Raw genomic sequence first — 15,182 nt, forward strand, 5'->3', positions numbered from 1 at the left:
CGGCACCCGATTGGATGCCGTTTGACTTCTAATTATTGTTCTTCGTTTGAGTCACTTTTCGCGTCTTCGCGCACATCGAACTCAACATGCCATTTTTGCCCGTTATCAGCGGCAATGGCTTCTAAGTAAAGCGTACCAAGCTCTGTTACGCGAGAAGCTAGGGTAACTGGAACCACTTCACCTTCACGACGACCTTCTGATACAGGCAGCGTTACTTGGATTTCTGGTAGCTCTTCAAGCTCTTCTGGTGCCCAGTAGTCAAGGTGAGTACCTGCTAGGTCGTCACGACGAACGGTTGAGCCGAAGAATTGGAAGTTAACTGGCTGGCCGATGATCAAACCAAACTCTTGGCTTGGTACGTCAACGCTTGAGCCTTCTTCCATACCAAATGGTGCTACACACAGTGCTTCCATTGGAGGCGCCATGCCCGGAATCGCAGGCATCGCACTTTCGATACCCACGTAGTACGCCGAAGCAATACCGCCGCGGATACGAACGCCTTGACCACGACGCACAGAGCCGTAGTAAGCCGCACCGCTAGCAACTGCAAGGTCTAGATCCACACCTGTTAAGCGTTTCGCCATTTCTGCGTCTGCTTCAATTAGCCATTCGTTGATCGTGTCTTCTAGACGAGTGGCTAGAAGTTTTGATTTCAGCACACCACCGTTGAATAGGATTGCCGTTGGTTTGATAAAGTCAGCCGATTGCGCTGCCTCCGCGCCTGGCATACCTGGCATGTTTGCAAATGGGTTGAAATCTTGAGCTTGCGCTGATTCACCACCGCTTTGCGCGTGTGCTTGCTTAGACAAGAACGCTGCGATGTGACGAGTAATACCCGCATCTTGTGCGTAAGGCAGACCCATTTGCGTTAGTGCGCCACGGTTACGTTGAACAGGGTGGTCCGTAATCGCAACTTGAGGGAAGAAGCCGTCAACCAATGTTTGTTGTACTTCTTCTTGAGTCAGTTCTGTTTTCAGTGTTGCGCCAAGCAGTTTAGAACCGCGGCTTGGTACCACGATTGGTACTGACTGAAGTTCGCTGTCGTTCAATAGCGCTTCTTTCGCGTCACGACATGCGTGCGTCATCGCCTGAACTTGCCACGGCTGTAGCTCTTTGCCTTCTTGCGCTAGCTTCATCTTCAAGCGGTACGCAAGTGCAAGGTCCATGTTGTCACCGCCAAGTAGGATGTGTTCACCTACCGCGATACGGTTCAAAGTTAGGTTGCCGTCGTCTTCAGTTACTTCAACCAAAGAAAGGTCAGTTGTACCACCACCGATATCGACCACAAGCACAATGTCGCCAACTTCAACTTCGTCGCGCCATTTGTCGTTGCTGTTATCAATCCAGTTGTAAAGTGCAGCTTGTGGCTCTTCTAGAAGCGTTAGGTGCACAAAACCAACGTTGCGTGCAGCTTCTGCAGTTAGATCACGAGCCGCAGGATCGAAAGAAGCCGGAACCGTAATGGTAACGTCTTGATCGGCAAGGTTGTGATTTGGGTTCGCGTGATTCCAAGCATCTTTTAGGTGCTCTAGGTAAAGCTCTGTCGCGCGAAGAGGGGATACTTTTTCCACTTCTTCAGGGCTACCTGCTGGCAGGAAGGAATCACGACGATTCACACCTGCATGGCAAAGCCAAGATTTCGCACTTGCAACAAGGCGAATCGGTGTTTTTGAACCTAGGTTACGCGCGATAGCACCAACCAGAGCTTTTGGCTCACTCGACCACGGAAGAACGCGTGATTGCGGGTTCATTTCGTGTTCGTGTGGTTGGTATAGGAAAGAGCCTAATTGGCTACGAGTCTCTACCGTACCCGGCGCAGTCAGCTGCGGGATAGGCATTACTTCTACGCGAGCGTCTTCGTCGTGCGTATCAACAAAAGACATGACACAGTGTGTTGTACCTAAGTCGATACCAACACTGAATTTAGGCGTCTGTTGAGTTTCAACAGACGCTTCTTGAGAATGGTTTTCTTGGTTCATGTGTTCCATTACAGCTCAACCTCGGCTGGAGCAATCACAGATGCATCGTAGTTTTCAGCCAGTTTAGGCAGGTTCATAGACGTTGCCTTCCAACCTTTGTGAACTAGAGTGCCGTGGAACGGCGCGCTGCCTGTCACGTTACCAGTTAGGCGGATTTCTTGTGGGTTGAAGCCTTCTTCAACCGTAATACGAGTTTCTTCTTCTTCGTTACGAACGTGCGCAAGTGTCACGTAATCGTTCAATACTTTTTGACCGCCAGTGTGAATAACACGAGCCGCAGCGCCTACTTCTTCATCAGAGAACGAAGTTAGGTCTTCTTGTAGGAAGTCGATCAGACGAGCTTCTTGCTGCATGATAGAAAGTAGCTGCATTGCAGAATCAGTAGAAGCTGTTGCGAGTTTCGATTCAACTTCAACGACTTTTTCTACGACCTTCTCAACTTCAACGACTTTTTCTACTTCGACGATCTTCTCAACTGGCTTCTCAACTTCGACGATTTTCTCGACCGGTTTTTCTACGACTTTCTCAACCACTTTTGATTTGCGAGAGACCGCGACTAAAAGAAGCAAAACGCTCGATGCGGTTAGGCCAGCGTGAAGCATATCGAACGTTTGAGGAATTAGGTTCAAATCAATGTTCATGACGTTTTTTCTCTTTCTATTGATTATTGGTGCTCAGTATTGGCTCATATGTGTTCACTAAAACGATCGTCTTTGCGATCTTGCACCAAGTTTAGACATTAAAATGATGACGGATGGTAGCATATTCAAGGCTTAAGGCTGTAATAATTCGTGACTATACCGTACGAACAGCGTGAAAAATCGACGATCGGACTGCCCAGCATAGGTTGTTGCTTGATGTTTGTGCGTTGCTAACGCAGTATTTCAATAGATCCCGAAGTTTAACTTACGGAAGTATCAAAATTACGATATGACACAAAGCACCGCTCACAAGAGCGTTATCAAACGACATTCAGACTCTATTCTAGCTTTTGCAGCGACGTTGTGTGTCACTGCTGGTGTGGTCGGTGCCGCTTATACGATGCAGCAACGGTATACGCAGACGACGTTTGATACTTTAGCTGACCGACAAGCAGAATCACTGAAAGCGAACGTCGAAAATGATTTAAAGTTTATTGGTGCAGGTGCAAACTTTTTTCATTCGATTGAACGCACCTATTGGTCTTCGTTCCCAATGTATGCGGAACAAGTAATCAATAGCTCGCGAAGTCTAATCGGACTTCAATGGATGCAAAAGGTCGAATTCGAAGACCTTGATGAGCATATTTTAAAGACCCGTCAAACATTTCCTGATTTCCAACCGTTTACCGTTCCTAAAGATGGCCCCAAAACCTACGGGTACATTTTTGAACACAAAGAGCCAATTTTTATCGCATCGGATATTTATCCAAGAACACCAGAAAACCTTTCTCTATTAGGTTTCTATTTTTCACGTAAACGCTTCGATCTCATCTTGGATGATATATCCACAAATGGGAGAGCAAATGTCTCGGATAAAGTTCGCTTACTGCAAGATGGGTATGACAAGTCCATTCCTAAAACTGGGCTGCTAGTGTTCCATCCAGTGTTTGACTTCGAGAACAAACATTTATTAGGTGTAGTGACAGGGGTGATTCGAAGTACGGTTTACTTTGAGGATTTGATCACGAAAACCGCGACTGAGCTAGATATGTCGGTGCGCGTAGAAGATTTAGGCTTTGACGCAGCAGATGACCCCGTTCTCTTCCAAAGTTCAAACTGGGATAACATTCGAGGAACGGTTATAAGCCGTACCATTCAACTGCCTAATCGTGAGTGGCGGATTGATTTTAAACTTTCTGATGCCGTCTCTGCTTGGGAGCGTTCTATTTTAGCGGGCACGACATTAGCCGGGTTGGTAATCGCCTTTTTGATTAGTTGGATTGTGAATTTGCAGTCACGAGAAAAAGAGCGCTTGGCGGTCATGTTAGAGCTTAAAACCGTCGAATTAAAAAGGATGGCTGAGCGTGACCCTCTAACTCAGTTACTTAATCGCCGAGCGTTTAACGATCATTTGCTTAGCCAGATAAACAAAGGTGTTAGCTTCGCATTGGTTGGTTTTGATATCGACCACTTCAAAGTTATCAATGACAAGCACGGTCATTTAGGGGGAGATGAAGCATTGCAGCATGTGACTAAGCTAGTCAGTGCGAATCTAAAGCCTGAAGACCGATTTTATCGTGCTGGTGGTGATGAGTTCTGTATTATTTCTAAAGTCATTGATAAAGAAGCACTGGAAGCTTATCTGGAAAAGTTGCGGAGCATCGTGGCAAGTACGGCTTTTGACTATGGCGATGCCTCAATCATTTGCACGTTAAGTATCGGCGCGGCTGTCCATAAAGATGAAGATCCTGAAAGCTTGTATCACAAAATGGATAATCAACTTTATTTGAGTAAAAAAAACGGTCGTAATAATGTGTCGATTGGCGATTAAATGGGCGCGCAAATTCGAGTTTTACACCGTGTTACGGTAGAATCCCACGCTTTAAAATTTTATGTTAGGAATCAAGACAAACTATGAACCATAACCGTATTGTATGCTTCGATTTAGAAATGTGTTGCTGGAACGAAAATGGTGTCGGCAGCACGGGTGAAATTATCGAAGTTGGGTTGGCTGAAATAGATTTGTCTAGAGGCGAGATAGTCAAGCGAGCTCAATACTACGTAAAACCTGAACATGATGAAGTTTCGCTGTTTTGTGCCGAGCTAACAGGTATTACGCCGCGTAAAATTGAAAAACAAGGACGCCCATTAGAAGAAGTGCTTAAATCCATGGTTAAGAACTTTGGTGGTCGAAACAAGATTTATGCATCATGGGGCCGAGATGACCTCATCCTGCTTGAAGAGTGTAAGCAAAAAGGTATTGAAGCGCCATTTACGGAGTTCATCAACTTAGCGACGCTTTATCGCATTCAAAATCGTCTTAAGGATAAGCGTATTGGTCACCGAGCCGCTCAAGAAGCAAAAGGCATTGATTGGGAAGGGCGCCAACATTCTGGTTATGTGGATGCGTACAATTTAGCTAAGCTCGCTCTGACTATGCTTTAATGGTCCGCTATAGATAGGCAAACTTGTAATCAAATCGTCATTCAACCATTGTCGTTTTGTCATGGAATCTGTTTAGTGTTGAGTTCGTCAAACACATTCATATCTTGACCAGTATTTTAATAACAATGTCGTTGGCTTATCGAAAAACGCGCGTAATGCGCGTTTTTTTGTGGCTATAGAACTCAATCTTCGCCATCATTTCACGGTAGACTTGAAATAGCTTGCGCGACTTACATGTTTACCTTGTTTCCTTACTGAGATTGCAACTTTGCTCGAATGAACTCACTGTGATCAACGTAGAGTAGTTCTGCTGTTTTGCGGATCACTGCATCTTCTAGTGGATCAATTTCGCCATCGGCATACGCCACTTCCCACATGCTTTTGATTAAGTTGTAGCGTGTTTCTTGAGTCAATTCTCTCAGTTGAGAAGTAAAATCGTACAGAGACGCGGAGTCTTTTATTTTCTGTTGCGCTTGATCTAACAAAGCATTTGATTCTTCTTCATTTAATGACAGAAGCTTCATCAATAATGAACGCTTTGTTTCTTGCTCTTTATCATCGACGTTATGGTCTGCGCCAGATACTTCACACAGCAAGCACGCGATAGCCATATTCGGAGAGAGTGTGTTGGTTTGGCTTAAATCAGAGCCTTCAATGAGCTGTTTAAATAATGAGGTAAGAGAGTTAAACATATTGAACACCGAGCTATTGTTTATTTGGTTAACATGGTCATAAATACGGTAGATCTCAAGGTGTAGTATCAAAATTAGCACGCCGTTGACAGTCAAGAGCTTTGCTCATCTACCCAAATCCCTCGCACTTTTAAGTTCAGTCAGAATGACTTGGCGTCAAGAAAGGGCAAGTCATTTTGGGAGCGAGATTTAGCCTTCGGCACGAGTTGGTGGAAAATGTACCTCTTCACCATCGCTCGTTAGAATGCTAATTTGGCTCGGCTTTCCTTCGTCATCAAGACGTAGCTCACCAATGGCGCTGTGGTTAACTAAGCGATAAAAATTGTGCGAACTTGGTGCGCGTTTGTAGATCTTTAGCCGCTTACGTTTTGTGAACCAGTTTAAAGGCGAACGAGGGCTATATAGCAGTCTATCTAGACCATCACAAATATTGAGCAATTGGGTTGGGAACTGATTTTTAATCCCGCTACAGGTGATTTGATAGATATTCGGGCTATTTTTTCGGTAGCGAAGTTTAATGTCGTATGCAAAAGAGTAGTGCACGTCGCCAGAGAGAATAACGAAATTGGTCGGCGTCTTAGTATGTGTAAAAATACTAATAAGCGTATTCGCACTCCCGGGGTGCGCCATCCAGTTTTCAGCATCGACCATTAATGGTTTACCAAGCATCGTTACTACTCGCTGCAGTGCTTCGATAAATTTCACTCCGAACATTGGCGCGGCAGAAACAATGATAACTTTGTCTTGATGAACAAGTTCTTGGTGGAACTCAATCATTGCTTCCCAGTCCATTAACCCAGAGGGCTTGTTCATTTTAGACTCAGAACGCCAGCGTCTGGTTCGCGTATCTAGCACGACAACTTTTGGCGTCGTCGGAATGGTGTAATGCCAATTCTCAAAGCGATACAAATATTGAATAAATGCATCTTGAGTTTGTGAGGAACGCTCGTTGAAAAAGCGTTGAGCGATACTCATAAACTCATCATTGAATTTTTCTGGCGCGTTTCCCCACCCTTGGCAGAGCCAGTAGGCAATCAGGCTGTTCCCGATAATACGTTTCGCAAAGGCGTTGCTGTACGCGGCTTGTTCCCAGCCTATGGTAAGGTTCCAATCGTCGGTGACATCGTGATCATCAAAGATCATGTAGGTTGGAATGTGAGCAAGTAAGCGTTGAACCTTATCCAGACCTGAGACGAATTTATCTATTTGAGCTTTTTCTTCGCGCCATTGCTGTTGCCATTTGGGTTCGAGAGTTGCTCCGCCGACAGTAAACTCATTTTCTAATAAGCGATCTGTCCGAATAAGCTTCCATAAGGTCGGAGACCAAACCAATAAGTACATTGCAAAGCATTCGGCAAAGCTTATTAGATGGTTTTCACACTCTTTGGCGCTGAATATTGGCGTCCCTCTGTGCGGGAAAAACGTACTCAGTAAACTGCCATCATTCACATAATGAGGCAACAATTTGTCCCGACCATAATAACAAGCTGAGTGCTGGTAGAGGGCATTGGTATTTTTTATCGGCGCTTGCTCGAATTCTTCGCCCGGTAAACCGAGTAGGGCAATGACTTGTTCGATGGCGTCCAGAGTAGGGCCTGCAACATGGTCTGCGTAGATTTGGTCACCACTCATGATGAGCATATCTGGTCTTTCTTCGATGGTTTGAGATGCGATTTTATGATCCGCAGCGACCAATGTATCTTTACTGAAGTGGTGGGGATTCCGGCACGAGCCATGCAGGACATAATCTGCTTTTTTGCTGATTAGGAACTCAACGCCCAAATTTGGACTGTTATCTCGTTCATAAGTCAGATGAGGAAGCAGTTCCGTTACTAAACCGTGTTGCGTTTGTATTTGATAGCGTAACGTTTGATGGGGCGGAAACTCGCCCTTTAATTGCAACAAACAGCACCACGCATTGAGACCGATTTGAAGCTGTTCTTTTTGCTCACTTAAGGGGGCTTGATGAAGGACGGAGGCGTTTTCATCCGTAATTTGCACCATACCCTCCAAGCGTTGGGTGGTGACTAGCCAAATATTGATTTCAGTTGCAGTCACTTTGCGCAAAATCGGACCTGCAACGATAAGAGGAAGTGAAGATGTTTCAGTCGTATTCATCAATGCTGGCAAAACGGCTCCTTATGTGTCAGCTTCTTCTTCTAATATTTCGATAACTTGTGAACTGCTAAGTTCATGTCCCATAAGGAATAAACCTAGCATGGCATCGGCTTTTGACGCGTTATCACTGTCTTCATCCAAAATCTGCTGAAGTCGCGTTCTGATTAGATCTATTTCGTGCTCGACGAAGCCGCGTCCCTCTTCGTCTCCCTGACCATCTTCTGGAGCATTATCAAAGTGCAAAAATAACATGTCACCATCAAGTTGAGTCCCTATCAACCTTTCAGGCAGCCATGCTTCTCCCATCACAATGTCTGGGTCCGTGTCTGCGGGTATATGATTCAAGGTAGAGATAAGTTCTGATGCTTTCACTTTTTACTTCATTATGTTTGATTTGGAACTAAGCTAGAGTTTTAAGAGCTTGTTACGATAGTAAAAATATTCACAAATAAGCTCATCTAGTCGTGCAATATTAATATAATCTTGGGACTCAAACTGTCACGAGGATGACAACATTTGTCATTGTAACGGCTATCATCAGAAGAACATAAGCTTTAAATGGCAAATCATTGATGTTTGCCTGCTTCTCAACCAACATTTTTCGAACTCATGAAGAGATTAATTCTAACAACACTCACTTTGCCTTTAGCTGCGATGGCTTCTTCTGCGTATGGTGTAGAAGAGCAAACGTGGGGAATTGCAGCGATGTATCGCACTGCATCGATCCCGTTTTATACCGCCGATAATGACTCGACGGTGAGTACATTTGTACCAATGATGTTCTTTGAAAACGAGCATTTGTATATCAATGGCATCGAAGGCGGCGTTTTTCTGTATGACGAGAGTGATTCTGATTGGCGCGCGAGTGCGATCATGCGATTGAGATTTGTTGATATTCCCATGTCGCTACAAAATGCCAATGAAGGGGACAGAGTCGACTTTGGTGGTCAAGTTCGTTATAGCATTAACGACAACTGGCGCACAGAAGTAGAAGTAATGACGGACGATGAGCTCCAGTTTCACTCTAATTATCGCCTTGCCGCTAATTATGCGTTTGGTGATTGGGAGTTAGAGCCATCTATCACGATTCGATACAAAGACGCTGACTTCAACAGTGAATATTATGCGTTTAAAGATGTTACTGGGGAAAGAATTGGAGCAGGACTTGATGCCAACCTCGGCATCAAAGCGCGTTATCATGTGACTTCCAACTTGTATTTATTGGGGGAGACGAGTGTCACTCGCTTAGATGATAATGCCTACAACAGCCAGCTTGTAGAGGACCGATATCAAGGTGAAGTGTTTGTCGGTTTTGGCTTTTTCAACGATAAAGGCAAAGCTCCGAAATCAACACTGAGCAATAAACCATACCTACGTATCGCGCATGGTTGGGCGACGCCTTCAAATATTGGTGAAATATTTAGCTTTGAGAGAGAAAAAGACCCATACGACAATCAACTTACTTCATTATTTTATGGGCACCCGCTAACGGACGAGTTGTTTGGCTTTCCTCTTGATATTTATTTAACGCCAGGTTTGGTTCATCACTGGTCGTCCAGTGTTCAGTCCGCGAGCACAGAATACGTGATGGCGATTAAGGCTTATTATACAGTTAATTGGCCAACGACTTGGCGATTTGGTGTTGCGGAAGGTATGTCATACGTCGACAACATTACCTACATCGAAGGAACCGAAATGGAAGACAAGGGTTATACACCAAGTAAGCTACTGAACTACTTAGACTTCTCGTTTGATGTAAATATAGGTGACTTATTCAACCAAAAAAACTGGGAAAATATGTGGGTGGGTTATTCATTGCATCACCGCTCAGCAATTTTCGAAAGTGCGTCCCAGTTTGGGCGCATTAAAGGCGGGAGCAACTACAATACCATTTACTTCCAGTTCGAGTTTTAGAGCATCGTAAGATGCATATAGGTCGGATTTGCAACTGACTTCTTTATCGCCCATTATGAGTAATGATGAATAATACAATGCTGCTTTCAACGCGAACCTTCGTGTATCGTGCCAAAGTTAAGGCTGTTTGTGATGCATCTGATGAATCGGATGGCATGAGCACCATGAGTATCGACTCCTCATTCAATATTCAAATTGAGGCGATAAACTGTACCAACGATGAATTTGCCAAGCGCTTTTTTGTCGTCCACGGGGAAGGACATTTAGAGGGTGATGAATGGTTAGTGTTGTACGTCAATTCTCTTGAGGTTGACGTTGGAGACGATCTCGAAATTCCGAGTGATGTCGCGTTTGATGCGATGATTGAGAATATGATAAACGAAGCTGAGCAGTCTTTGGAGAAGCTCTATCACGAAGCGCTACACAACTTAGAGAAAGTGAATCGCTCTGGGAGAAATAAGATAACTTCTAAACACGATTAGGGTATTTTGATCGACAAGGGATTGGCGCGAACCAATCCCTTGTTATTTGTATTCTACTTGTTCTTGAACTTAGGCCAATTTACGCTATCGCTGCAAGTTGGCTCTGCGCTTCAGAAATGCCTTTCGCAGCGAAATCTTCACCCATGTTTAGCGCTTCCGCATAAACAAATTCCACATCAGTGATACCAACGAAACCTAGCACGGTACGCAGGTATGGTGTGACGTTGTCTGTTGGTGAATCTTTATGGATACCACCGCGAGTCGTGATGACAATCGCTTTCTTACCTTCGATCAGGCCTTGAACGCCGTTTTCTGTGTATTTGAATGTCACGCCAGCGCGAGCAATCAAATCAATCCAGTTTTTAAGCTGAGTCGGAATCGTAAAGTTATACATTGGTGCGGCAATAACCAAAGTGTCTGCGGCTTTTACTTCTTCAATAAGGGTATCCGACAGTTCGACAACCGCTTGTTGTTCTTGTGAAAGATCTTCCGTTGCGCGAAGTGCAGTGGCAACGGCGAAGTCCAAAACTGGTAATGGGTTTGCAGCCAAATCACGAACAGTTAGCTTGTCTTGGTCTACATTTTTGATGAAGTCTTCAACCAGTTTGTTTGATTGAGAGTAATCGCCAAGGATGCTTGATTTTAGAGCTAGTACACGAGACATAATGGTTATTCCTTAAATAAGTGCTTTTGACTATGGGAGCCATTATAAGCGAGGCACGTTGGTTAAAAAGTATAGGGATTCGCTGAACATGTTCGAAAAATTTGAATGTGGTTTCGGTTATCTTGTTGCAGATCTTGTGTGATACAATCCGCGCAGTTTTTGTAATGAAAAGAATAGGAAACGCTTTGACTTCGTCACAGCCCCCAAAAAAGAATCCCGCTGAAGAGCAAGCGACACCGTCAAATGGTGTGCAAAAGGCGACAGCGAAACAAGATAAAGCACCTCAGGCTCAAGTGAATAGCGCGGCGTCTCTACGCAAAGCGTTAAGCCAGTGCATGATGCGTGACCGCTTCCGTTTAAGTAAACGCATTTCTGGTGCGAGCAAAATTAAGAAAGACGCAGCACGTAATGCTGTGTTTGATGAAATTGCACTCGACATTGCCAAATCAATGATGGTTGCGGAACAACGCAGCAACTACAAACCAACGATTGAATACCCAGAAATTCTGCCCGTCAGCCAAAAGCGTGACGACATCGCTAAAGCGATTGAAGAAAACCAAGTGGTTATCGTCGCGGGTGAAACCGGTTCAGGTAAAACCACTCAGTTGCCAAAGATCTGTGCAGAACTTGGTCGCGGTAAATTTGGTCTGATTGGTCATACTCAGCCTCGTCGTCTTGCAGCGCGTTCGGTTGCTAACCGTATTGCCGAAGAGATGGAAACCAAGCTTGGTGAGTTTGTTGGTTACAAGGTTCGATTCAACGATCAGATCTCTGAAAATACCCAAATCAAATTGATGACAGATGGTATCTTGCTGGCTGAGATTCAGCACGACCGTTTCTTGAATCAATACGACACCATCATTATTGATGAAGCGCACGAGCGCAGCCTTAATATCGATTTCATCTTGGGTTACTTAAAGGAGTTGCTACCACGTCGTCCTGATTTGAAAGTGATCATCACGTCGGCAACCATTGACCCAGAGCGCTTCTCAAAACACTTCAACAATGCACCAATTATTGAAGTGTCAGGTCGTACTTACCCAGTAGAAACTCGTTACCGCCCATTAAGCGGTGATGACGACAATGATCGTGACCAACTTGAAGGCATCTTTGAAGCGGTAGACGAATTGTGCGATGAAGGTTTAGGTGACATCCTGATCTTCATGAACGGTGAGCGTGAAATTCGTGATACCGCAGATGCACTGTCTAAACGCAATCTGAAGAGCACCGAAATTGTGCCGCTTTACGCGCGTTTGTCGGCGGGCGAGCAGAACAAGATTTTCCAACCTCATGCTGGTCGCCGAATTGTACTGGCAACCAACGTGGCAGAAACCTCGCTAACCGTTCCGGGCATCAAGTATGTTATCGACCCGGGCACGGCGCGCATTAGCCGCTACAGTTACCGAACTAAGGTTCAGCGTCTTCCAATTGAGCCGGTTTCTCAGGCGAGTGCGAACCAACGTAAAGGTCGTTGTGGTCGTGTGGAAGAGGGTATCTGTATCCGTCTGTACTCAGAGGAAGATTTTGAGTCGCGCCCAGAGTTTACCGATCCCGAGATCCTGCGTACCAACCTAGCATCGGTTATCTTACAGATGACCGCACTTGGCTTGGGCGACATTCAAGCCTTCCCATTTGTGGAAGCGCCGGACAAACGTAACATCCAAGATGGTGTTCGTTTGCTGGAAGAGCTTGGCGCGATTAATTCTGAGGTAAAAGACCCGAAAAAACGCCTGACTTCCATCGGTCGCCAATTAGCTCGTTTGCCAATCGACCCACGCTTGGCGCGTATGGTTTTGGAAGCGCCAAAATATGGTGCGCTTAAAGAAGTGATGATCATTGCAGCGGCCTTGTCGATTCAAGATCCACGCGAGCGTCCTTCAGACAAACAACAATCATCAGATGATAAGCACCGTCGTTTCTTCCATGAAGAGTCGGACTTCCTGACGTTTGTGAATTTGTGGGAATACATACAAAAGCAGCAAAAAGCGTTGTCTAGCAACCAGTTCCGCAAACAGTGCAAGCAAGATTATTTGAACTACTTGCGCGTTCGCGAGTGGCAAGACGTGTACTTCCAAATTCATCAGTCGATGCGTGAAATGGAATTCAAACTTAACGATGAGCCTGCGTCGTACCATGGTGTACACAGTGCGATCTTGGTTGGTTTGCTGTCGCACATCGGTATGAAAGACCAAGAAAAGAATGAATATCAAGGCGCGCGCAACGCTCGTTTCCACATCTTCCCTGCATCGGGTCTATTTAAGAAACAACCTAAGTGGATAATGTCAGCCGAGTTGGTGGAAACCTCGAAACTTTGGGGCCGTATCATTGCCAAGATTCAGCCGGAATGGATTGAGCCATTAGCCAAACACCTTATCAAGCGCAGTTACAGCGAACCGCATTGGTCGAAGAAACGTGCGGCGGTGATGGCGCACGAAAAAGTCATGCTTTACGGCGTGCCAATCGTACCGAAACGTTTGGTGAACTACGGCAGTATCGATTCGACCGTTAGCCGAGAAATCTTTATTCGTAGTGCGCTGGTGGAAGGCGAGTGGGAAACCAAACACGCGTTCTTTAAGCAAAACCGTAAGCTTCTGCAAGAAGTGGAAGAGCTTGAACACAAATCTCGTCGTCGTGACATCTTGGTGGATGATGATGAGCTGTTTGATTTCTATGACCAACGTGTTGGTACCGAAGTGGTGTCTGGTAAACATTTCGATACGTGGTGGAAAAAAGCATCGAAAGAAGATCCTGAACTGCTGAACTTTGAAAAAGAGATGCTGTTCAAGGGCGACGCTAGTCATGTCACCGACTTGGATTACCCGAACTTCTGGCATCAAAATGGTTTGAAGCTCAAGTTGAGTTACCAATTTGAACCAGGCGATGATAGTGACGGTGTAACAGTGCATTTGCCGTTGCCGATTTTAAACCAAGTTGAACCAGCGGGCTTTGACTGGCAGATCCCGGGTTTGCGTCATGAGCTTATTGTTAGTTTGATTAAATCGCTGCCGAAGACGATTCGTAAGAACTTTGTACCTGCGCCGAACTATGCCGATGCATTCTTAGCACGTGTAACACCAATGGAAGCACCGCTGCTAGACTCGCTAGAAAAAGAACTGCGCCGTATGACGGGTGTAGAAGTATTGCGTGAAGACTGGAACTTGGAACAGGTGCCTGAGCACTTGAAAGTCACGTTCCGAGCGGTTGATCATCGAAATCGCAAACTGAAGGAACATAAAGACCTTCACGAATTGAAAGAGAGCTTGAAAGACAAAGTTCAAGAAACGCTTTCCAAAGTGGCAGATGACGATATTGAGCAGAAAGGTCTGCATACGTGGAGCTTCGGTGAATTGCCGAAAGTGTATCAACAAAAACGTGGTGGCTACGATGTAAAAGCCTATCCAGCACTTGTTGATAGCAAAGACAGCGTTGAAATCAAACTCTACGAAACGGAGTACGAGCAGATAACGGCAATGCGTGCTGGTCAGCGTCGTTTGATTTTGTTGAATGTGCCGTCTCCAATTAAATATCTGCACGCTAACTTACCGAACAAATCGAAGTTGGGTTTGTATTTTAACCCTTACGGCAAAGTGCTTGATCTGATTGATGACTGTATCGCCTGTGGTGTCGATAAGCTTATTGAAGAGCAGGGTGGCTTAGTTTGGGAGCCAGAGAAGTTCGAAGCGTTGAAAGAACACGTTCGTGCTGAACTGGGTGATACCGTCGTAGAGATCGCGAAACAGGTTGAGACTATTCTGACAACGGCGTTCAGCATCAATAAGAAGCTAAAAGGCAAAATCGACTTCACAATGGCGTTTGCTCTGTCGGATATCAAAGCACAAATTGAAGGCTTGATCTTCAAAGGTTTTGCGACGGAATGTGGCTGGAAACGCTTGCCGGATATTCTTCGCTACATGCGTGCGATAGAGCGTCGTATGGAGAAGTTGCCAATCGATCCAAACAAAGATCGTTTACACATGCTGAAGATTGAATCTGTGACTCAAGACTATAAAGAGTTGCTGAACAAGATCCCGAAAGGTGTGGCCATTCCTGAAAACGTAAAGGAAGTGCGTTGGATGATTGAAGAGCTTCGCGTGAGTTACTTTGCTCAACAATTAGGCACTCCTTATCCTGTTTCTGATAAACGAGTCAAAAACGCGATTGATGCTTGCTAATCAACCAGTAAAATAGCGTCAGATTTGTAATTCTCGCGTATGAGATTACTGGTACACTAATTGCTAGTAACTCAA

11 protein-coding genes are annotated in these 15,182 nt (G+C 45.1%); 5 read left to right on the top strand and 6 right to left on the bottom strand.

Annotation, left to right across the window (positions count from 1 at the left end; translation table 11 throughout):
- Nucleotides 1-32: 32 nt before the first annotated feature.
- Both L3V32_RS04570 and L3V32_RS04575 read right to left on the bottom strand, forming a co-directional pair.
- Nucleotides 33-1,988: an Hsp70 family protein gene (locus tag L3V32_RS04570; RefSeq protein ID WP_237283887.1), complete on the bottom strand. Its 1,956-nt coding sequence runs from the start codon at nucleotides 1,986-1,988 to the stop codon at nucleotides 33-35.
- Nucleotides 1,988-2,620, bottom strand: a complete 633-nt coding sequence (locus tag L3V32_RS04575) for a DUF2760 domain-containing protein (RefSeq protein ID WP_006741562.1) — start codon at nucleotides 2,618-2,620, stop codon at nucleotides 1,988-1,990. Before L3V32_RS04575 ends, L3V32_RS04570 begins: the two co-directional genes overlap by 1 nt.
- 289 nt (nucleotides 2,621-2,909) lie before the next feature.
- On the opposite strand from L3V32_RS04575, the gene L3V32_RS04580 reads away from it, so the two are divergent.
- Both L3V32_RS04580 and L3V32_RS04585 read left to right on the top strand, forming a co-directional pair.
- Nucleotides 2,910-4,451, top strand: coding sequence for a sensor domain-containing diguanylate cyclase (locus L3V32_RS04580; RefSeq protein WP_237283888.1), 1,542 nt, complete (start codon nucleotides 2,910-2,912; stop codon nucleotides 4,449-4,451).
- Between the two features lie 83 nt (nucleotides 4,452-4,534).
- Nucleotides 4,535-5,065: a 3'-5' exonuclease gene (locus L3V32_RS04585; protein WP_005394213.1), complete on the top strand. Its 531-nt coding sequence runs from the start codon at nucleotides 4,535-4,537 to the stop codon at nucleotides 5,063-5,065.
- A gap of 251 nt (nucleotides 5,066-5,316) precedes the next feature.
- On the opposite strand, the gene L3V32_RS04590 is transcribed toward L3V32_RS04585, so the two are convergent.
- The 3 genes from L3V32_RS04590 to L3V32_RS04600 all read right to left on the bottom strand — a co-directional run bounded on the left by L3V32_RS04590 (nucleotide 5,317) and on the right by L3V32_RS04600 (nucleotide 8,247).
- Nucleotides 5,317-5,757 (bottom strand): TerB family tellurite resistance protein, encoded by a 441-nt coding sequence (locus L3V32_RS04590; protein WP_046875238.1) that lies wholly within the window; start codon nucleotides 5,755-5,757, stop codon nucleotides 5,317-5,319.
- A gap of 189 nt (nucleotides 5,758-5,946) precedes the next feature.
- Nucleotides 5,947-7,887, bottom strand: a complete 1,941-nt coding sequence (locus L3V32_RS04595) for an alkaline phosphatase D family protein (protein ID WP_237283889.1) — start codon at nucleotides 7,885-7,887, stop codon at nucleotides 5,947-5,949.
- A gap of 9 nt (nucleotides 7,888-7,896) precedes the next feature.
- Nucleotides 7,897-8,247, bottom strand: a complete 351-nt coding sequence (locus tag L3V32_RS04600; protein WP_182036576.1) for a hypothetical protein — start codon at nucleotides 8,245-8,247, stop codon at nucleotides 7,897-7,899.
- Nucleotides 8,248-8,484: 237 nt separating this feature from the next.
- On the opposite strand from L3V32_RS04600, the gene L3V32_RS04605 reads away from it, so the two are divergent.
- The gene (locus tag L3V32_RS04605; RefSeq protein ID WP_237283890.1) at nucleotides 8,485-9,789 is read left to right on the top strand and encodes a MipA/OmpV family protein; all 1,305 of its coding nucleotides are present in this window, start codon (nucleotides 8,485-8,487) and stop codon (nucleotides 9,787-9,789) included.
- Nucleotides 9,790-9,851: 62 nt separating this feature from the next.
- Entirely contained in the window at nucleotides 9,852-10,271 is a 420-nt protein-coding gene (locus L3V32_RS04610; RefSeq protein ID WP_226977493.1) for a hypothetical protein, read from the top strand.
- Between the two features lie 79 nt (nucleotides 10,272-10,350).
- Here L3V32_RS04610 and L3V32_RS04615 read toward each other — a convergent pair whose 3' ends face one another.
- Entirely contained in the window at nucleotides 10,351-10,935 is a 585-nt protein-coding gene (locus L3V32_RS04615; protein ID WP_046875241.1) for an FMN-dependent NADH-azoreductase, read from the bottom strand.
- 185 nt (nucleotides 10,936-11,120) lie between these two features.
- Here L3V32_RS04615 and hrpA point away from each other — a divergent pair, with 185 nt between their 5' ends.
- Complete coding sequence (gene hrpA / locus L3V32_RS04620) at nucleotides 11,121-15,107, top strand: ATP-dependent RNA helicase HrpA (protein ID WP_237283891.1); 3,987 nt, start codon at nucleotides 11,121-11,123, stop codon at nucleotides 15,105-15,107.
- Nucleotides 15,108-15,182: the final 75 nt, after the last annotated feature.

Origin of the sequence: Vibrio sp. J2-4, from assembly GCF_021728155.1 — a bacterium.
Lineage (GTDB): Bacteria > Pseudomonadota > Gammaproteobacteria > Enterobacterales > Vibrionaceae > Vibrio > Vibrio diabolicus.